Origin of the sequence: Acetobacter sp. AN02 (assembly GCF_029759835.1) — a bacterium.
In the GTDB taxonomy this organism is placed as follows: Bacteria; Pseudomonadota; Alphaproteobacteria; order Acetobacterales; family Acetobacteraceae; genus Acetobacter.
The window spans coordinates 1-18,868 of sequence record NZ_JAJJND010000049.1 but is presented as its reverse complement, the minus strand read 5'-3'; the positions used below and the strand labels follow the sequence as shown (position 1 = coordinate 18,868).

Genomic DNA, 18,868 nt, shown 5'->3' with positions numbered 1-18,868 from the left:
ATGATCAGCATCCTGTGAATCACATTTTTAGCCCAATGGGTACCCCGTGAGTCTGATCAAGAAACGGTTGGTATTATCTGCATTTTTGTGCAGCCATGAATTGACAGCCTGTTGAAATGGATGATTCCCCGTCTCTTTTTTTAATTTTAATGGTATTCGTTAAAAATGTTGGACTTAAATTATTTTCATCTTGAAAACTTCTTGAGAAATTTACAGTATAAATCTCAAATAATGATTTTGTATTTCCATGTTACTCTTGAATAATATCAAAAAATATATTCAGATTTATAATATTATGACTCCCCGGAGCGTCCAGACCTTCGGTTTTATCTCTCGTTATACCAGGCGCAAGTTCAACAGACAGCCGGGTTTCATCGTCCGGCCAGTCAGATCTTATGCTGCTGACAAGATCTGACAGTTCTTTGTCATCAATGCGCCTGATGAGCAGATGAAAATCCGACATATAATCTCCAGACATATACGCAGCTGAAATCTGTGGTCTGCAAACAACATAACAATAATTAAAACAGGCCGCATACGGAATGATATGAACCGGAACGCTCCGTTACGCGAATTCTTCAAAAATCTCCGGAACATGACAGCGGGTAACAAAATGGCGGCCTCGTATCGTGCGCAGTCTATGTACCCGCCCGCCATACCTCTTCATAGACCTGCTTCCTGAACATTCCATACAATAGAAGGAAATCTGCCCCCTCACCCGGCCCGCAAAAGCTGCAGCGCATAACCCCGAACATCCGAAGGCCACTCTGCCATCTTCCCGGAAAACGTCGCATCATCCCCGGCAAACAGCGCCCGGATCACCTCCTCATAACCAGGCAGATCCCCGGCCAGAGCCGTCAGGAACCGATAGCACCGCTCACGCGCCGCATGCACCTCCGCAAGCCCGTCATCCGCCTTGCGCGCCTGATCAATCAGACGCCGCAAGGTCTGCGAAGCCCCACCCTGCTGCTGTGCAAGCCACTCCCAGTGCCGCGGAAGCAGTGTCACCTCACGCGCCGTCACCCCCAGCTTCGGACGGCCACGCCCCTGCGCCTCGCCGCCACCCGGACGCGCCCGCACAGCCGCGGCAAACGCCGCAGCCTCCCCCTGACTGGTCAGCCGCTCGATGATCGCAGCGGTACTTCCCCTCAGATCAAGATCAACCACGGCTCCGGTCGCGTCATCAAACACGAGAACAGCCCCCCCGCCGGTATCGCTGCGCACGGCACCCCGCACGGCAAGAGCAACATCAACCAGAGGTCCGCAGACCAGCTTTCCCGTCCCGGCAAACGCCGTACAGGACTTTGAAAGATATTCAGACATACGAATTTTATACGGGTTAAATTTATTTTTGTAAATAATACCCGGATAAAATAAATTTTCTTTCCCGTAAGTCTCAGCCCATGCAATCCAGCAGATCAGGCTGCCGGGATTCAGCACCGGCAAACCCCGAAACCGTCACCCCCACAAGACGCACCCCCGCAGGCGGCGGCAGCAGACCCCGCAAAAGCCTCTCCGCCGCATCCATAAGCGCCTCACGTGACCGGACCGGCGCAGAAAACGACTGACTCCGCGTCGTGATCCTGAAATCCGCCCATTTCACCTTCACAGTCACCGTCCGGCCAAATCTCTGCGCCGTCTCACACCAGCCCCAGACCTCATCCGCCATCTCCGCAAGCCCTGCCCTGATCCGGTCCTCATCAAGATAATCCTCAGGAAATGTCGTTTCAGAACCCGATGATTTCCTGACCCGCTCAGAACGGACCGGACGATTGTCAACGCCCCGCGCCACGTCATAATACCAGAGCCCCGCCTTCCCGAAGACAAGACGCAGCTCCTCACGCGCCCGCCTCCTCAGATCCGCTCCGGTAAAAATCCCGAGCTCATGCATCCGCGCAGCCGTGGAACGACCAACGCCATGCAGCTTCCCCACAGGAAGAGACCCGATAAATCCGGCGCCTTCATCAGGCATGATCGCAAACTGACCGTCCGGCTTCCTCATCCCCGAAGCCAGCTTGGCAAGCAGCTTGTTATAGGACACCCCGGCAGAAGCCGTCAGACCGGTCTGCTCAAGGATACGCGCCCGGATCAGCTTCGCCATACGCCAGGCCGTCGATACGCCCGCCTTATTCTCTGTCACATCAAGATAGGCCTCATCCAGCGACAGAGGCTCGATAACATCACTGAAATCCAAGAAAATATTATGTATCTGCCGGGATACAGACCGATAGACCTGAAACCTCGGCCTCACGAAAATCAGCTCCGGACAGCGCTTCAGAGCCGTCACGGAAGGAAGCGCCGACCTTACGCCGGAGACCCGTGCCTCATAACTCGCAGCCGCAACAACCCCCCTGGCCCCCGCAGACCCCACCGCCACAGGCCGGCCACGCAGTTCAGGACAATCACGCTGCTCGACGGACGCATAAAACGCATCCATGTCGACATGTATGATTTTTCTTTCCATCACCACGCATCATATAAAAGAACTAAAAGAGAACAAAACATAATTTTTTATAAAAAATAAATATCCTCCATGTTTTTTGACAGATAAGGCACGTTTCTCTATAGCACAGCAGGGCCAGCAGACATCGTTTGTAACCCATCGGCGCGGTTTACCGGACGGCAGTTCCGGGACATTCTTCCGCGCATCCGACGCCCGAAGAAGGACCTGCCCTTGATATTGCTTCAGCCCGGACAGCTCTGGATTCCCGCCAACCCGGAAATCCTTCCCAGACGGATAACCGAACTTCTGGATGACAGCGTCCATTACGAGGAAACCTCCGCCAGCCGGGATGCGGTATCGACCGGTGCCATACAGACCTCCAGAGCGACATTCCGCCGCTGGCTCAGAATGCAGGATGCCTCCCTGGACCGGACGGGCCAGGAAGACGTTCCGGTCTCGCCGATTGCAGAACTCGCCAAACGTATCTCGACACTCCGGCGTACAATGGGCATGACACAGCAGCAGCTGGCGGATGCCCTTAATATTTCCCGTGCTGCCGTGACTTTCATGGAAACCGGACGGACCAGCAGCGCCCGCAGGCACATCCCCCGCCTTGCGGAAATCTTTCAGGTTCCTGCAGATGTTTTCCTGACAGGCATGGCCGAGAAGGAAATTCCGGCCACCCTTTCACCTGACGAAAACGATCTGATGCTGCTCTATCGCAGCCTGCCGCCGGAACGCAAAGTCATGGCGCAGAAGTGGATGGAACGGCAGGCCCGCTCCACGCGCTACGGCGTGTCGTCAGTTAAGGAGGATGATGACTGAGGCAAACTGCACGGCTGCGAGGAAAGTAGATTTGAGTTTATCGCAGCGTGTTGCGATGGCACGGAACTGTTTGATTTTATTAAAGAACCGCTTGACAGGATTACGCTCCCTGTAAAGGGCAAAGTCCGTTTTCCGTTGTGTTGTTCTGTTGCTTTTTGATGGGATAACCGGAGTAATCTCCCGCTCTGTCAGCCGGTCGATCAACCGGTCTGCGTCATAGGCTCTGTCGGCCAGGAAGGCATCCGGATCAATCTTTTCCAGAAGTTGCTCTGCCTGAGTGATATCGGCATCCTGGCCCGGTGTGATGTCGATCTCCACCGGGTTGCCCAGGGCATCGCAGATGGCATGGATCTTTGTCGTCAACCCGCCTCGTGATCGTCCGATGGCCTGATCCGTCCCCCTTTTTTGAGAGCTCCGGCACTATGCTGATGCGCCCGGACAATCGTGCTGTCGATCATCATGTATTCGTTGTCGTGATCTGCCGCCAGATAGCGAAATATCCGCTCAATAACACCGCTTTCACACCAGCGGCGCAGACGCCGGTGCACGTTTTTCCAGTCTCCGAAACGTGCAGGAAGATCGCGCCATGGAATGCCTGCGCGACAGCGATACAGCACCGCCTCCACGAACAGACGGTTGTCTGCAGCAGTGCCTCCAGCATGACCCTCACGACCCGGAAGAAGGTCTTTTATCCGCTCCCACTGGTCGTCACGCAAGCCATAGCGCCGCATCTGTTTCTCCCCCTCAAAACCGGGAAAACAGTCAGCACAGGGCGACAGAAAGTACAACCCTCACGGCACATGCTCAGTGCTTAACTGACGACACGCCGTAAGGTTGAGACGGGCTCCCGAACAGAAACTCCGGGTCAGGAAAACCCGCGCTCCCGCAGTTCCGCCAGCGCAGACCCGATATCAGCCGGAGACCAGCGCGGTGCGTTATCCTTGTCGATCACGCGCGCCCGCACGCCTTCCGCAAAATCCGGACGACGCAGACATGCGCGCACCAGCTTCAGCTCCTCCATAATCGTCTCCGGTAAAGAGCGATAGCGTTTTGCACGGTTCCAGGACCATGCACTCAGCCCGACAGACCACGGGCATGCCTCCTCAAGCAGCTTCAGATCCTCCCTCATCCAGTCCGAATCCGCCTCGCGCAGCCGCCGGATGATCCCCTCAACATCCGTATCGGCATAAACCGCCGCAATCTCCAGATCATGTGCAAGCTCCGGCCCGTCCTGCCGCGAAAGAAGCGCCACCTCCGCCAGTACCCGGTCCGCAAGCATCCCGGCCAGTTCCGGCAGCTTCTCCGACGGAAGAAACACGTCGGCAAACCCCATCGTCACCGCCTCCGCACCGTGCATCCGCCCGCCCGTCATGGCCAGACGCAGCCCATGGCGCCCCGGCGCACGCGCAAGCAGCCACGAACCGCCCGCATCCGGCGTCAGACCGATCATCACCTCCGGCATCGCCAGAACCGAACGCTCGGTCACGACACGCACGGTTCCGAAAGCGCCAAGCCCGATCCCGCCGCCCATGGTGATCCCGTCCATCACCGTAACAACCGGCTTCGGAAATGCCGCAATCCGCTGCATCGTCCCGTAGGCAACGCTCATCTCATCCGCCGTCGTCTCAGGACCACGGCTCTCACGCACCTCCGACAGATGCCGGATGTCCCCGCCCGCACAGAATGCCCTGGGAGAGGAGGAATCGATCAGAACCGCCTCAACGCGCTCATCGGTCCGCCATGCGTCAAGAACGCGGTCCATCTCACGCGCCATGGAAGGACCGATGGAATTCAGCTTTTTCGGACGGTTCAGCGTCAGATGCCCGAGACGCCCCTCGCGGCGGGCAATGATGTCTGACGATCCGGTATCTGACTCTGAAGGCATGGCGTCACGAACTCCTTGAACGGATTTTTCAGCCAGTCTCAGGGAAAGACCCTCACGGACGCAACCCGTCACCCCCGCCGCGCCGGAGGTTGTGAAGCCGCAGGTCAGTCCCGCTCCGCAATGCGCGCAATGGTCGCCGTCGTGGAATGCCCCGGCCGAAGGTCCGCCAGAACCAGACGCCCCCCCGCCGCCAGAACCAGATCAGCCCCCACGACCTGATCCGGGCGATAATCCGCCCCCTTGACCAGAACGTCAGGCATCAGCTCCCGGATCAGCTCCAGCGGCGTATCCTCACCAAACCCGACCACCGCATCGACATAGCGGATCGCCGCCATCACCGCCGCACGCGAGGCCAGCATATTGACCGGCCGGGACGGCCCCTTCAGACGGCTGACGCTCTCGTCCTCATTCAGGCCGACAACCAGACGGTCACAGGCCCGCCGGGCCTCAGCCAGCAGCGCGACATGCCCCGGATGCAGGATATCGAAACAGCCATTCGTAAAGCCGACCTTCAGCCCCCGCGCCTTCCATCTCTGAACCTGTGCCAGCGCCTGAAAACGCGTGAGAAGCTGCGCCTCCTCCACCGAGGCATCCTGCGCCTCAAGCTCGTCCGTCACCTCGGAAATATCCGCCGTCGCCGTGCCCAGCTTGCCCACCACCACACCGGCAGCGGCATTCGCGATCCGCATGGCGTCCTTCATCTCCAGACCTGCGCCAAACGCCAGAGCCATCGTCGCAATAACGGTATCCCCCGCACCGGACACGTCAAAAACCTCGCGCGCCCGCGCCGGAACCGACACGACGGACCCGTCCGAAGACACCAGCATCATGCCCTTCTCAGATCGCGTCGCAAGAATGGCGGACGCCTCCGCCCGCGCCATCACCTTCCTCGCAGCCGCCTCGGCCTGCGCATCCTCACCCGTCGCCATCCCGGAGGCCGCAGCCAGCTCCTTCGCATTCGGCGTGATGCAGGTCGCCCCCAGATAATGCCGGAAATCCGGATTCTTCGGATCCGCAAACACCGCAATCCCGCGCGCCCGGCAGGCCGCAATCACATGCCGGATCACCCGCTCGTCACACACACCCTTCCCGTAATCAGACAGAATGACGACATGCACACGATCAGATTGCGCGTCGAATGCACGGCACAGCGCTTCCGCCTCCTCCGCCTGAAGCGGCAGCCGGCTCTCCTCATCCGCCCGGATCACCTGCTGATGGGAGGCGATGAACCGCGTCTTGCAGATCGTCGGCCGCTGCCCGGTCGTCACCAGACAGTCCGACACACGCGGACGGCTCCGCAGCGATTTCCGCAGCGTCTCTCCCGCCTCATCCGCCCCGGCCAGACCGATCAGAACCGCATGACCGCCCAGCGACACCACATTGCTCGCCACATTCCCCGCGCCACCGGGCATCTCCCGCTTCTGCCCCATGAGAAGAACCGGAACAGGGGCCTCGGGCGAGATGCGCTCCATATCGCCATAGAAAAAGCGATCAAGCATCACATCACCGATGCACAGGACGGTAATCGCGGAGAAATCCATATATGTCAGTCCGTTTTCCGTTCGTTATAACTGCCGAACCCGGCCACGAAATCACTCAGCCCGGTCTGGCGCGACGTCCGCAGACGAGCCGCCGTCAGCACCGCACGCGCCTCGGCAATCGCCCGGTCCAGCTCCACATTGACAATAACCTGATCAAATTCCTGCCAGTGCGAAATCTCATCCAGAGCCGCCGCCATGCGATGGCCGATCTCCGCCTCCGCATCAGAGGCCCGGCCGCGCAGCCTGCGCTCCAGCTCCTCCAGAGACGGCGGAAGCACGAACAGACCCGCCACATCGTCAGGAAGGGCGGAGCGGATCTGCCGATGCCCCTGCCAGTCAATGTCGAACACCATGTCACAGCCCGCCGCCAGGGCCTCCTCCACCGGTTTGCGGGGCGTGCCATACCCGCGCCCGAACACGACAGCCCACTCCAGAAGCTCCCCACGCTCCGCCATCTCCCGGAACTGCTCCATGGTGCGGAAGTGATAGTGAACGCCATCAACCTCCCCCGGCCGCGGTGAACGGGTCGTGACGGACACGGAGTGCCTCAGTTGCGGCTCCGCAGCCCGCAGGGCATTCGCGATCGTGGATTTCCCGGCCCCGGACGGTGCCGAGATCACCAGACAGACCCCCCGCCGGACCATACCCCCGGAAGATTTCGCCCGCGCAGGCTGCCGTTCACTCGTCATATCTCATCAGTCTCCGCCAGCACCCCCTCCGCAGGAACCTGATACAGGGGGCAGGTTAAGAATGTCTCCAGTCCGACCTGCTCTAGCAGAGCGACAGGGAACAGGACACTCTGTATGCTCTCCCCCCAACCCCGCCGGACAGGAGAGACAGGACGGATGACAGCCCCTCTGCTTGAGGATCTTTCCGCAGACGCGGTGCGCGAACCCGTACCCACCGCACTGAAAACAATGCCCATGGACCGTGTGTTCTGGAGCCATTTCTCACCCAATCTCGGACCCGGAGGATGGGTCACCGGCGCGCTCCTCGTCAGTCTCGGCCTTGATTTCCGGACCGGCGTGCTCGCCGTCCTGCTCGGGAATATCATCGGGGCCCTGCCCGTCGCCCTGGCCGCAGCAGTCGGCCCGCCGACAGGACTGACGCAGATGGAAGCCTCCCGCCGCGCCCTCGGCACAACCGGCGTGCACCCGCCCGCCTTCCTCAACTGGATCTACTGCGTCGGCTGGGATGCCGTGAACAACGTGCCCGCCGCCGCCGCGCTCATCGCCCTGGTCAGCCTCGCGGGACCGTCCCTGCCCTTCTGGCTGGCACTGGGCATCCTCGCCTCCATCCAGATGGTCGCCTCCGTCTACGGACACCACGTCGTGCAGGCGCTGCAGAAATATCTCGGCGCGGTGCTGCTGGTCGTATTCACCGTCATGGGCATCACCCTCGCGGTCAGAGGTACCAGCACACCTGCCGCACATCAGCCCGTCAGCTTCGCCACCTTCCTGCTCGCCACCGGAATCCTCGTCAGCTTCAACCTGTCCTGGGCGTCCTATTCCTCGGACTACACACGCTATCTTCCGGCAGACTCCAGCCCGTCAAAAGTCGTCGGACTGGCCCTCTCCGGACTGCTGTGCTCCGCCGTCCCGTTCCAGATTCTCGGCCTTTTCACCGCCGCCAGCATCGCCGAACCCTCACCCGTCGCGGTGATCACAAGCCTGCAGAACGCCATGCACCCGCTAGGCGCCATCGCCCTCGCCGCCATCGCCCTGTCTTCCATCACCGGCAACTCGTTCAACGACAACACGGCCAGCTACAGCCTGATCTCCGCCGGAATCCACATCCCGCGCGTCACGGCCGCCATCATCACCGCCAGCCTGGGCTACGTGCTGGCCGTGCTCGGCGCAGGCCGGTACGCCTCGCTCTATACGGATTATCTACTCGTCACAATGTACTGGATTGCCCCGTGGACCGGAATCGTGCTGGCCGACTGGTATCTCGGGGACAGGACAATAAAACCGGCCCCGCGCGTCTGGACGCACGGCGCGACGATCTTCGCCGTCACATCGGTCCTGACCATCGCCCTGTTCTCTGTCAGCAGCCTGTGGACCGGCCCGGTCGCAAAATGGCTCGGCGGGGCGGATATCGGCTATTACGTCGGATTTTTCACCGCGTTCTTCTGGTACGCCGCCGGGCTGAAAAAAGCCCGGCAGAGCTGAACCGGCCGCCTCAGGAAGAGGCTGCAGCCGCTCCATACCACGTGGCCTGGTTGCCGTTCGCAAAGTGATAGATCGTGGAGGCCGCCGTCGTATCCACACTGGTCACGTCAAACTCGTGAACGTTCAGGTTGCCCGATCCGTAAATGCTGACATTCCCGCTGGAGGACCCGTTCAGATAAAGGTCCGTACTGCCCGTGCCGAGCGTCAGCAGCAGAGACCCGCCCCCATTGGCATAAAGCGTCATCGCACCGGACCCGCCGGTAATTACATCCTGCCCCGTACCGCTCGTCGTGATCGACGCATCCCGCGCACCGGCAGAGACCGTCATGTTCCCGGTCGATTCCTCAAACTGGGACAAGGTGAGAACGCCCGACGCCGCGCTGACGGTCGCCTCGGACACCGTCACCTGGCCGGACCCCGTCAGATACAGGGTGTCGGAACCGGCAGAAGACCCCGTAAAATCTAGATCATTATTACCGTTCCAGACCGTCAGAGACCCTTTGGACGTCACCCGGTCATGTCCGGCCTCGCCGGTGTTGAACGTCAGAGTGCCCTTCTCCGCCGTAATATTCATATACTGACCCGGCCCGAACACGGCCAGGCTGCTATCCCCGGACTGCGTCAGGGACAATGTCTTCGTGCTGTTGCCAAGCACGGTCACGATGCTTTTGTCAGACGCCGTGCCGCCCGAAATCTCCAGATCAGCCCCCTGGGACTCAACCGAACCCAGAATCGCATCCAGAGCACCGGCAGCGTGATACGTCACCTTGCCATCACCGGCCCAGAGCCTGTTGGTCGCCCCCGAAACGCCCGTCACATCCCAGGAAGAGGTCTGTCCCGCACCGTTTCCGACCAGAACACCGTTCTTGCCGGTATAGGTAATGTTATCCACCCCGGCATAGACATTGACGGTCGCAAGAGAACCGGTCGTGTCGATCTTCTGCGTATGAACGCTGCCCGCCTGACCGATGACGGCCACATTATTCGCATGACCCGCCTGAACATCCGTCAGAACAAGCGCGCCGTCAGATCCGGCCACACCCGCCTCACGCGCATTCATCACGATCATGTTGCCCGTGGTCCCGGTCACGTTGGAATAGACCGTGCCCGCACCGGCCCATATCTCCGTATTGTCCGAGGAATTGACCGTAATCTTCCCCGTCACATCCGCGGAATTGGCACTGATGAGCGCATCGCGACCGGTGTAATTCAGGCTGGTTCCGCCATTGACCCGAATCACCAGCTTTCCGTACAGGGAAAGATTGGCAATCGACTGCGTGGTCGAGGAAGACGCCACAAGATTGACGGAAACCGTCGCGTTCTGGGCAATATCCTTGAGCATCAAGGTCTCACTGGACGGATTGTTCCCCGACTCACCCATATTGACCGTATCACCATCCGCGGCATACAGACCGAGTATCCCGGAGCCGGTATTGATCGTGCTGTTCCCGGAGCTGATCACCGTCGCATTTGCACCCGAGACCGTACCCGTCATGGACGTTCCGTCCGCATTCGCTGCAACCGGCTTGTTAAGATAGATCGTCGCGCCGGACGAACGGATGGTAAGGGTTTCCAGACCCGAATAGACGGCCTGACCGGCTGTAGCCGTGATTGTCACATCGCTGGTGTCCCCCGCCGTTCCCGGCGCCGCCACCCAGGTCTTGGTGTCAGAATGAAAGACATTCTGCTCCGTGCCCGAAACCTTCAGCGTCTGCGTCAGGCTCGTGCTCTCGCCGGAGGCCGTGCTCAGCAGCACCGTAAAGGACGCCGTCGTCGTGATGCCTTCCAGAATCGTGCCCGAACTCGTCCAGGTCAGATCCGCCAGCGCCTTCTGCACGGCCGAAGCCGTCCCTCTGAACGTCACGCTCTTCCCGTCGGAAGAGACCGTGCCGCTGCCCGTATTGCCAAACGATCCGGCCTGCCCCGAAACCTCGGTAAAGACAGCCGTGACGACGGAAGCGGACTCCGCACCCGTCAGCGTGACACCCGCAGCAGGGGCAACGGCCTTGCCGCCGTCAGCGGACAGGGAAGACTGGAAACCAGACAGAGACAGACCGGATGCAGCGTCAGACATTCGAATTTCCCAGCGGAAGTCGCAGATTTTTACGGTGATATCTAAATAACACGAAATGCAACTAATTTATAGACACGTTCTCATAATCCAAAGATTCGTCACACTCAGCCTTCGTTCCCCAAACGCAATGTATTGCTCTTCCCGCCGATTGTTGCAAAATACCCCGACCTGCTCTGCCCTCATCGCGACGAAAAGGACACTCATGACAGCTCCCGCCCCGAGGAATCCCGAACCGGACCACGCCCCGGCCACGTCCGAAGAGGGATACCACAAGGCACTGGGCAACCGTCAGCTCCAGATGATCGCCATCGGCGGCGCCATCGGAACCGGCCTCTTCCTCGGTGCCGGATCCCGGCTGCAGTCCGCAGGCCCCTCGCTCGCGATCGTCTATCTCGTCTGCGGCGTCTTCAGCTTCCTCATCCTCCGCGCCCTCGGCGAACTGGCCATGTACCGCCCGAGCAGCGGCAGTTTCGTGTCCTACACGCGCGAGTTCCTGGGAGACAAGGCCTCCTATGTCGCCGGATGGATGTCCTTCCTGAACTGGTCCATGACGGGCATCATGGATATCACCGCCGTCGCGCTCTACATGCACTACTGGCCGGTCTTCGCACCCGTGCCGCAATGGGTCTTCGCCCTGATCGCCCTGTGCATTGTCGCGCTCATGAACATCATCAGCGTGAAATATTTCGGAGAAATGGAGTTCTGGTTCTCCCTCATCAAGATCGCAGCCCTCGTGCTCTTTCTCGTCATCGGAACCGCCATCCTCTCCCTCCGCTATCCCGTGGACGGACACACCACCGGACTGCACCTCATTACGGAAAACGGCGGGATCTTCCCGCATGGCATGCTCGCCGCCCTCATCCTGATTCAGGGCGTGGTCTTCGCCTATTCAGGTATTGAGCTGATCGGCACCGCCGCCGGAGAGGCCCGCAACCCACGCGAGGTCCTCCCCCGCGCCATCAACTCGGTCGTCTGGCGGATCGGGCTGTTCTATGTCGGCTCCGTGATCCTCCTGGTCTGCCTGCTGCCCTGGACCAGCTACCGCGCCGGAACCAGCCCCTTCGTCACCTTCTTCACGACCCTCGGCGTCCCCGGAGCAGGAACGGTCATGAACATCGTGGTCCTGACCGCCGCCCTCTCCAGCCTGAACTCAGGGCTGTACTCCACCGGCCGCATCCTGCGCGCCATGGCCCTGGGAGGAAACGCGCCCTCCTGGCTGAAGACACTGAACAGATCCCGGGTGCCCGCCAGAGGCATCCTCACGACAGTGGCTGTCTATGTCGTCGGCGTCTGGCTGAACTACATCGTCCCGGCCCAGGTGTTCGAAATCGTCCTCAACTTCTCCGCCATCGGGATCGTCGGAACATGGGCCTTCATCGTCGCCGCCCAGATCGTCTACCGGCGGCAGGTCAACCGCGGACAGACACCAGGCGTAAGCTTCCGGATGCCGTTTGCCCCTGTCTCCGCCTGGCTTACCCTCGCATTCCTTGGCGGCGTCATCATCCTGATGGCCTGCGACTACCCCGCAGGCACATACACCATCGCCGCCCTGCCGCTTCTGGCGGCCCTGCTGATCGGCGGGTGGTATCTCCTGCCCGACAAAACCACACCGTCACACACCCGCACGACATCCTGCCCCCCCGGCCTGCCGGAAAGCCAGGACACGCCCCGCGTGTCGGGTCTGTAAAGCGCCGGTTCAGGAAAAACACGGTTTCCGGAGCATCGTGTCAGTCTGTTGCACGGAGCCGGGAAACCTGTTCTGATCAGTTAATAACAAAAAAGCTGGCCTGATATGCAGAACACCTTCGTCATTCCGCCGGAACAGGACGGGCGGCAGAATTTTACTACGGCCCGACACGTCGTCGCCGCATCCTTTCTCGCCTGGATGCTGGATGCCTGCGACTTCTTCATCGTGCTGTTCACGCTCGACAACGTGGCGAAAAGCTACAATGTCAGCATCGACACCATCCTCCTCGCACCGACCCTGACACTGCTCACGCGCCCGCTGGGCGCGTTTCTGTGCGGGCGCGCGGCAGACCGCTACGGCCGCAAGCCCGTCATGGTCGGGACGATCGTGTTCTACTCCATGATCGAGGTGGCCTCGGCCTTCGCCCCCACCGTCGGGATCTTCCTCGGGCTCCGGACACTCTTCGGAATCGCGCTTGGCGGCGAATGGGGCGTCGGCACCTCCCTGATCATGGAAAGCGTGCCGAAATCCTGGCGCGGCGTGGCCTCCGGCATCCTCCAGGCGGGCTATCCCGCCGGCTATCTGCTCGCCTCGCTGATGTTCCTGCTCCTGCCCGTCATCGGCTGGCGCGGCCTGTTCATCCTCGGCGGCAGTGCCCTTCTCTCCGCGCTCTATATCTGGATCCGCGTGCCGGAAAGCCCCGAATGGCTGGAGCGCCAGGCCGGACTGGCCGCCTCCGGCAGCAAGGCGAAAGCACCAGGCCTGCTTGAGGTCATGCGCGGCAATGCCATGCTGTTCCTGTTCGCCGTCGTCCTGATGGCCTCCTTCAACTTCATGAGCCACGGCTCCCAGGACCTCTATCCCAAGCTGTTCCTGAAAATCGAACGCGGCCTCCAGCCCCACTCCGTCACCCTGATCGCCGTGCTGTACAATATCGCGGCCATGGCAGGTGGCGTGTGCTTCGGTCTGCTCTCACAAAAAATCGGACGGCAATACTCCATCGCGCTCGCCGCCCTGCTGGTCCTGCCGATCCTGCCCCTGTGGACCCTGCCGCACTCGCTGGTCTGGCTGACCATCGGCGCGATCTGCATCCAGTTCTGTATCCAGGGCGCATGGGGTGTCGTCCCTGCCTATCTGAGCGAACTTTCCCCGGCCGCCATCCGCGCAACCTTCCCGGGTCTCGCCTATCAGTGTGGCAACATGATCGCGGCCAGTAACGGCCTGATCCAGCATCGAATCGCGGAAATGCTCGGCTCCGGCCTGGCCATCCCCCTGATGCTGGTGGTCGGCCTCGCAGCCTCATCGGTTCTGGTGCTGACCATGCTCAATGCAAAGCTCTACCCCGACCGGGCAGCATAAAGCCGGTCCGGAAAAACACGCCGCATATGAGGCGGGCGGAGAGGCATCATTCCTCTCCGCCCGCCTTTTCCATAATGAAATCCTGTCACAACAGGCTGGTCAGCCCGCCCCTCCATGCACATAAGAACGCAACCGGCCCGGTGGCCTGATATCCGGCAGAAGAGGAGCTGTCCGTCATGAACTCAACACCGTCCCCCGCCCTGAGCCATGTCGATGCAACGGGGGAATCTCCCCGCATGGTCGATATCGGCGACAAGGACATCACGGAACGCGTGGCCCACGCGCAGGCGCGGCTGAGCTTCCCGCCCGATGTCGCGCAAAGCCTCTCCGACGCCGGATTCATGACAAAAAAAGGCGCGGTCCTCACCGTCGCCCGGATCGCCGGCGTCATGGGCGTCAAGGCCACCCCGACGCTGATCCCGCTGTGTCACCCCGTCGCCCTCGCCGGATGCACGATCGATATTACGATTGAAGGCAACGACGCCGTCATAGACTGCCGGGTCAAATGCACGGGCCGCACCGGCGTCGAAATGGAAGCCCTGACCGGCGCATCCGTCACCGCCCTGACCATCTACGACATGTGCAAGGCCCTGACCCACGACATGGTGATCAGAGACGTCCGCCTCCTGGGTAAAAAAGGCGGGCGGCGCGACTTCGGCAGCGTCCTGCCAGAAACCGATGCCTCATAGACCACTGCCCCGCGGGTGTAACCTTTTGTCCCGATGTAACGTCAGCTATGCAGACCCGATGGAATCCTGCAGATCAGAGATGAGACGATGAATTACCTTGTGACCGGCGGAGCCGGATTTGTCGGCAGCCACGTGGCGCAAAGCCTTCTGGATGCCGGTCATGACGTAACGGTTCTCGATAACCTGAGCACCGGCCACAGGGCCGCCGTCCCTCAGGGTGCGGATTTTCTCGAGGTCGATCTGGCAGATGCAGACGCCACGGATAAGGCCGTCGGAACGCGGCGCTGGGATGGTGTGCTGCATTTCGCAGCCCTCTCCCTGGTCGGCGATTCCATGCGGGAGCCTTTCCATTATCTGCGCCAGAATACCCTCACCTCGCTCAACCTCATCCAGGCCTGCGCCCGGCACGGCACGCAGCGCTTCGTGTTCTCCTCCACCGCAGCTCTTTTCGGCGGTGATGACCGTCCGCCGCCGATCGCAGATAATGCGCAGATCGATCCCGGCTCGCCCTATGGTGAAAGTAAGTTCTTTATCGAACGCGCGCTCGTATGGGCAGATCGTATCTGCGGCCTGCGCAGCGCCTGCCTGCGATATTTCAACGCCGCCGGAGCAGACCCCGGGGGACGCCTGGGCGAGGACCACCGCCCTGAAACACATCTGATCCCGCTGACCATCGACGCCGCGCTGGGCCGCAGACCGCCGCTGAAGCTTTTCGGAGATGACTACGCAACACGGGACGGGACCTGTGTCCGCGACTATATCCACGTGACCGATCTTGCAGACGCACATATCCGCGCCCTGGGCCAGCTGACGGACCGTTCCGTCACCTATAATCTCGGCAACGGTCTGGGCTTCACCAATCTTGAGGTCATCCGCGCTGTCGAGCGCGTCAGCGGACGGAAAGTCCCCTGGGAGCCCGCGCCGCGCCGCGCCGGAGATCCCGCCGTTCTGGTGGCGGATTCCTCGCGCATCCGGAAAGAAACCGGGTGGGATCCGCAATACCAGGATATCGATATCATCGTCGCAACGGCGCTGAGATGGAGAGAAGCCCATCCGGACGGCTACGGCAGCTGAGCCCCCCGCATTCCTCCGCACGTTGACATATGTCTGTTGCGGAATCAGTGTGCTTCCGCACGGTCTTTCTGCCTTTCTCGGGTAAAGCCGTTTCTGCCCTGAAATCCGGGAGGACGTCCGGTGTCGGATATCTCAGACAGACATGACGACAGCGAGTCCGTCATCATTCCGGTCATTCTCTCCGGAGGCTCCGGCTCACGCCTCTGGCCGATGTCACGCGCAAGCTATCCCAAGCAGCTCTGGCCGCTTCTCGGCGATTTGTCCCTGCTCCAGGAAACGGCTCTGCGCGCGCGGAGCATCACGGAAATCCCGCCGGTCTTCGTCTGTAACGAGGAACACCGCTTCCTGATCGCCGAGCAGCTCCGCCAGGCAGATATTACCGGCGCGCGTCTGGTGCTGGAGCCGGAGGGACGCAACTCAGCACCAGCCATCACCGCGGCGGCACTGCTGGTCGCGGAAAAAAATCCCGGAGCCGTTCTGTGGCTGATGGCAGCCGATGCAGCCATCTCCAGACCAGAGGCGCTGAAGGAAGCTGTCAGTTCCGCACGCGCCGGTGCGGAGCGTGGTCTGATCATGACATTCGGTATGCACCCGACCCGACCCGAAACCGGCTACGGCTATATCGAGGCAGGTGAAGACATTGCTGATCTGAAAGGCGTGGTTTCCGTCCGTGCCTTCAGGGAAAAGCCGGACAGAGCCACAGCAGAGGCTTTTCTGTCTGAAGGCAATTATTTCTGGAACTCAGGAATGTTCATGTTCCGCGCGGACGTACTTCTGAAGGAGATGCAGAAACATGCTCCCGAGGTAGTCGCTTCCGTGCAGCAGGCCGTCAGCAACAGAACACATGATATGTTTTTTGAACGTCTGGGTCAGGATGAATTCAGACAGGCCCCCGATATTTCAATCGATTATGCGCTTGCCGAAAAGACAGAAAATATTGCGGTCGTGCCCGCCGATCTCGGATGGTCGGATGTAGGAAGCTGGACCTCCCTGTGGGAAATCAGCGAAAAGGATCAGGCCGGAAACGTATCCATCGGCGATGTCATCGTTGAAAATACCCAAAATTGCTATGTCCGCTCAGATAATATCCTGACGGTCGTGAATGGTCTGGATGATGCCATTGTCGTCGTAACGGGAGATGCCGTTCTCGTCACTCACCACGATAAGGCTCAGGACATCAGATCGACTGTCGAGCAGCTCAAGAAAAATCAGAGGCCCCAGGCCGTCTCGCACAACCGCCGCCATCGTCCCTGGGGATATTATGAAAGCCTGATCAGGGATGACCGTTTTCAGGTCAAGCGGATTGTCGTCTCGCCAGGAGAGAAACTATCCCTGCAAAAGCATTTCCATCGTGCGGAACACTGGGTTGTTGTCGGTGGAACGGCTCTTGTAACCCGTGATGGTGAGACACTCATGATCCGGGAAAATGAGAGCATCTACCTTCCGCTGGGAAGCCTTCACCGGTTAGAAAATCCGGGAAAAATTCCTCTGACCCTGATTGAGGTGCAAACAGGTTCTTATCTCGGTGAAGATGACATCGTCCGTCTTGAGGATATATATAACAGGGACTGAAGATAAAAAGCGGGAGCTGAAGAAACTCGTAATCAGTCCCGTTTCTGAACAGGTGACTTCTCTGAAAAACCTTCCTCAGGAACCGGCATTTCCTGAATAGGATTTGACATCGGACATGGAAACTCTGGCGTCGCCCATCTGAATATACGTATTGCTGTCCGAGCGGCTTACACCTGTGATCGTGCCTGTCACGGCAAAAGGCACATTCGATGTATTACCGGCACTGTCAGCGCTATCGACTGACACGCTGTAAAGACCGTTAGAAAGCTTCTGCCCGCTGTTATTCGTTCCGTCTCATGTCCAGTTTCCACTTGAAGAATCTGCTGTGAATGTATCTGTTTTTACAATTGCACCATTTGCGTCTGCAACAGCCACTGCAATATCGCTGCCTTTAGAGGCCGTATATGTAAGCTGAACCGTGCCATCCTGCAGGGGCAGCTGTGTTGTGGAAACGGTCGCTTTTCTGCTTGTCAGTGACGAGTCATTTTCAGTCCGGGAATTCTGAGTAATATCAATAAGAGTTGAAAGATTCGTATTCGTATTGACCTGCTGTTCGACACCGGCGAACTGAGCCAGCTCGCTTGTGAACGTATCGCTGCTCATCGGACTGCTCGGATCCTGATTTTTCAGCTGTGTTGTCAGAAGAGTCAGGAATGTGTTGAAATTACTGTTCAGGGAGGACAGAGCACCGGTATTATCTGTCGAGGATGTGTCTGACGAAGATAAGGAAGACGCGTTCGTTTTTGCAGAAGACTGAGCCGAGCTCATCGCTGCACTCAGGGCAAGATCCTGATGATTGCTGGCTGAAACGCTCATTTTTCTACGGCGTGTCGTCAGTTAAGCAGAATGATGATTGAGACGAACTGTACCTCTATGCGAAAGGTTGATTTCAACTTGTCGTAGCGTGTTGCGATAGCCCTGAACTACTTCAGCTTATTGAAGAATCGTTCGATAAGATTACGCTTTCCGTGGGGAGCGAAGTCTGTTTCCCGTTGGGTTGTTCTGTTGCTTCTGGGCGGAATGACCGGAGTAATCCCGCGCTCTGTGAGCTGATCAGTCAGTCTGTCAGCGTCATACGCCCTGTCAGCCAGGAAGGCATCCAGTTCAATATTCTCCAGCATTGGTTCCGCCAGGCTGATACTCGTAGCCTGACCCGGCGTAATGTCGATCTCCACGGGATTGCCCAACGCGTCACAGATGGCGTGGATCTTTGTGGTCAGATTGCCCGGGATCGCCCGATAGCCTGATCCGAGCCCCTTTTTTGTGGGCTCCGGCACTGTGCTGATGCGCCCGGACAATCGTGCTATCGATCATCATGTATTCATTGTCATGATTTGCCTCCAGATAGCGAAAAACCCTCTCGATCACACCGCTTTCACACCAGCGGCGCAGACGTCGGCGGACGTTTTTCCAGTCTCCGAAACGGACAGGAAGATCACGCCACGGGATGCCTGCGCGATAGCGATACAGCACGGACTTATACCAACCGTTAATTGCTCGAACTCATAAGGGGATATGTGTATTCCTGCCAACGTAGAGAACCAATAT

Annotated in this window: 16 protein-coding genes and 1 pseudogene; 7 read left to right on the top strand and 10 right to left on the bottom strand. The window is 59.4% G+C overall.

Going from position 1 to position 18,868, the window contains the following annotated elements:
- Positions 1-250: 250 nt before the first annotated feature.
- The 3 genes from LOC54_RS07450 to dinB form a co-directional block, all read right to left on the bottom strand.
- Entirely contained in the window at positions 251-463 is a 213-nt protein-coding gene (locus LOC54_RS07450; RefSeq protein ID WP_279313195.1) for a hypothetical protein, read from the bottom strand.
- Positions 464-714: 251 nt separating this feature from the next.
- Positions 715-1,323 (bottom strand): DUF2239 family protein, encoded by a 609-nt coding sequence (locus LOC54_RS07445; protein WP_279313194.1) that lies wholly within the window; start codon positions 1,321-1,323, stop codon positions 715-717.
- Positions 1,324-1,396: 73 nt separating this feature from the next.
- A complete protein-coding gene (gene dinB / locus LOC54_RS07440) occupies positions 1,397-2,464 on the bottom strand; it encodes a DNA polymerase IV (RefSeq protein ID WP_279313193.1) in 1,068 nt (355 codons plus the stop codon).
- Positions 2,465-2,674: 210 nt separating this feature from the next.
- Here dinB and LOC54_RS07435 point away from each other — a divergent pair, with 210 nt between their 5' ends.
- Complete coding sequence (locus LOC54_RS07435; RefSeq protein WP_279313192.1) at positions 2,675-3,268, top strand: helix-turn-helix transcriptional regulator; 594 nt, start codon at positions 2,675-2,677, stop codon at positions 3,266-3,268.
- Here LOC54_RS07435 and LOC54_RS07430 read toward each other — a convergent pair.
- The 4 genes from LOC54_RS07430 to gmk all read right to left on the bottom strand — a co-directional run bounded on the left by LOC54_RS07430 (position 3,245) and on the right by gmk (position 7,383).
- A protein-coding gene (locus tag LOC54_RS07430) for an IS5 family transposase (protein ID WP_408740317.1) occupies positions 3,245-3,999 on the bottom strand; the annotation gives its coding sequence in 2 pieces (ribosomal slippage) (positions 3,245-3,660 and positions 3,660-3,999; 756 coding nt in all). The genes LOC54_RS07435 and LOC54_RS07430 overlap by 24 nt on opposite strands.
- 134 nt (positions 4,000-4,133) lie before the next feature.
- The gene (locus LOC54_RS07425) at positions 4,134-5,153 is read right to left on the bottom strand and encodes an enoyl-CoA hydratase/isomerase family protein (protein ID WP_279313191.1); all 1,020 of its coding nucleotides are present in this window, start codon (positions 5,151-5,153) and stop codon (positions 4,134-4,136) included.
- Positions 5,154-5,257: 104 nt separating this feature from the next.
- Positions 5,258-6,694, bottom strand: coding sequence for a D-glycero-beta-D-manno-heptose-7-phosphate kinase (gene rfaE1 / locus LOC54_RS07420; RefSeq protein ID WP_279313190.1), 1,437 nt, complete (start codon positions 6,692-6,694; stop codon positions 5,258-5,260).
- Between the two features lie 5 nt (positions 6,695-6,699).
- Positions 6,700-7,383: a guanylate kinase gene (gene gmk, locus LOC54_RS07415; RefSeq protein ID WP_279313189.1), complete on the bottom strand. Its 684-nt coding sequence runs from the start codon at positions 7,381-7,383 to the stop codon at positions 6,700-6,702.
- A 156-nt stretch (positions 7,384-7,539) separates the two neighbouring features.
- On the opposite strand from gmk, the gene LOC54_RS07410 reads away from it, so the two are divergent.
- Positions 7,540-8,865, top strand: a complete 1,326-nt coding sequence (locus LOC54_RS07410) for a cytosine permease (RefSeq protein WP_279313188.1) — start codon at positions 7,540-7,542, stop codon at positions 8,863-8,865.
- A gap of 10 nt (positions 8,866-8,875) precedes the next feature.
- Here LOC54_RS07410 and LOC54_RS07405 read toward each other — a convergent pair whose 3' ends face one another.
- Positions 8,876-10,939 (bottom strand): hypothetical protein, encoded by a 2,064-nt coding sequence (locus LOC54_RS07405; RefSeq protein WP_279313187.1) that lies wholly within the window; start codon positions 10,937-10,939, stop codon positions 8,876-8,878.
- A gap of 202 nt (positions 10,940-11,141) precedes the next feature.
- Between LOC54_RS07405 and LOC54_RS07400 the strand changes: the two genes are divergently transcribed.
- The 5 genes from LOC54_RS07400 to LOC54_RS07380 all read left to right on the top strand — a co-directional run bounded on the left by LOC54_RS07400 (position 11,142) and on the right by LOC54_RS07380 (position 17,320).
- The gene (locus tag LOC54_RS07400; protein ID WP_279313186.1) at positions 11,142-12,626 is read left to right on the top strand and encodes an amino acid permease; all 1,485 of its coding nucleotides are present in this window, start codon (positions 11,142-11,144) and stop codon (positions 12,624-12,626) included.
- A 105-nt stretch (positions 12,627-12,731) separates the two neighbouring features.
- A complete protein-coding gene (locus LOC54_RS07395; protein WP_279313185.1) occupies positions 12,732-13,985 on the top strand; it encodes an MFS transporter in 1,254 nt (417 codons plus the stop codon).
- Positions 13,986-14,161: 176 nt separating this feature from the next.
- Entirely contained in the window at positions 14,162-14,674 is a 513-nt protein-coding gene (gene moaC / locus LOC54_RS07390; RefSeq protein WP_279313184.1) for a cyclic pyranopterin monophosphate synthase MoaC, read from the top strand.
- Between the two features lie 87 nt (positions 14,675-14,761).
- Complete coding sequence (galE, locus tag LOC54_RS07385) at positions 14,762-15,748, top strand: UDP-glucose 4-epimerase GalE (protein ID WP_279313183.1); 987 nt, start codon at positions 14,762-14,764, stop codon at positions 15,746-15,748.
- Positions 15,749-15,877: 129 nt separating this feature from the next.
- Positions 15,878-17,320, top strand: a complete 1,443-nt coding sequence (locus LOC54_RS07380) for a mannose-1-phosphate guanylyltransferase/mannose-6-phosphate isomerase (protein WP_408740318.1) — start codon at positions 15,878-15,880, stop codon at positions 17,318-17,320.
- Between the two features lie 294 nt (positions 17,321-17,614).
- Here LOC54_RS07380 and LOC54_RS07375 read toward each other — a convergent pair whose 3' ends face one another.
- Positions 17,615-18,136 carry a flagellar hook assembly protein FlgD gene (locus LOC54_RS07375; protein WP_279313181.1) on the bottom strand — a complete coding sequence of 174 codons (522 nt, stop codon included), beginning with the start codon at positions 18,134-18,136 and terminating at the stop codon, positions 17,615-17,617.
- 17 nt (positions 18,137-18,153) lie between these two features.
- Positions 18,154-18,799: pseudogene (locus tag LOC54_RS07370) on the bottom strand (IS5 family transposase); the annotation flags it as partial.
- Positions 18,800-18,868 lie beyond the last annotated feature (69 nt).

Coding starts and splice junctions, on each gene's coding strand:
- LOC54_RS07405 (WP_279313187.1), bottom strand. CDS start 10,939: ATGTCTGACGCTGCATCCGGTCTGTCTCTGTCTGGTTTCCAGTCTTCC.
- LOC54_RS07395 (WP_279313185.1), top strand. CDS start 12,732: ATGCAGAACACCTTCGTCATTCCGCCGGAACAGGACGGGCGGCAGAAT.
- LOC54_RS07425 (WP_279313191.1), bottom strand. CDS start 5,153: ATGCCTTCAGAGTCAGATACCGGATCGTCAGACATCATTGCCCGCCGC.
- LOC54_RS07400 (WP_279313186.1), top strand. CDS start 11,142: ATGACAGCTCCCGCCCCGAGGAATCCCGAACCGGACCACGCCCCGGCC.
- LOC54_RS07375 (WP_279313181.1), bottom strand. CDS start 18,136: ATGAGCGTTTCAGCCAGCAATCATCAGGATCTTGCCCTGAGTGCAGCG.
- LOC54_RS07450 (WP_279313195.1), bottom strand. CDS start 463: ATGTCGGATTTTCATCTGCTCATCAGGCGCATTGATGACAAAGAACTG.
- moaC (WP_279313184.1), top strand. CDS start 14,162: ATGAACTCAACACCGTCCCCCGCCCTGAGCCATGTCGATGCAACGGGG.
- rfaE1 (WP_279313190.1), bottom strand. CDS start 6,694: ATGGATTTCTCCGCGATTACCGTCCTGTGCATCGGTGATGTGATGCTT.
- dinB (WP_279313193.1), bottom strand. CDS start 2,464: ATGGAAAGAAAAATCATACATGTCGACATGGATGCGTTTTATGCGTCC.
- gmk (WP_279313189.1), bottom strand. CDS start 7,383: ATGACGAGTGAACGGCAGCCTGCGCGGGCGAAATCTTCCGGGGGTATG.
- LOC54_RS07410 (WP_279313188.1), top strand. CDS start 7,540: ATGACAGCCCCTCTGCTTGAGGATCTTTCCGCAGACGCGGTGCGCGAA.
- galE (WP_279313183.1), top strand. CDS start 14,762: ATGAATTACCTTGTGACCGGCGGAGCCGGATTTGTCGGCAGCCACGTG.
- LOC54_RS07445 (WP_279313194.1), bottom strand. CDS start 1,323: ATGTCTGAATATCTTTCAAAGTCCTGTACGGCGTTTGCCGGGACGGGA.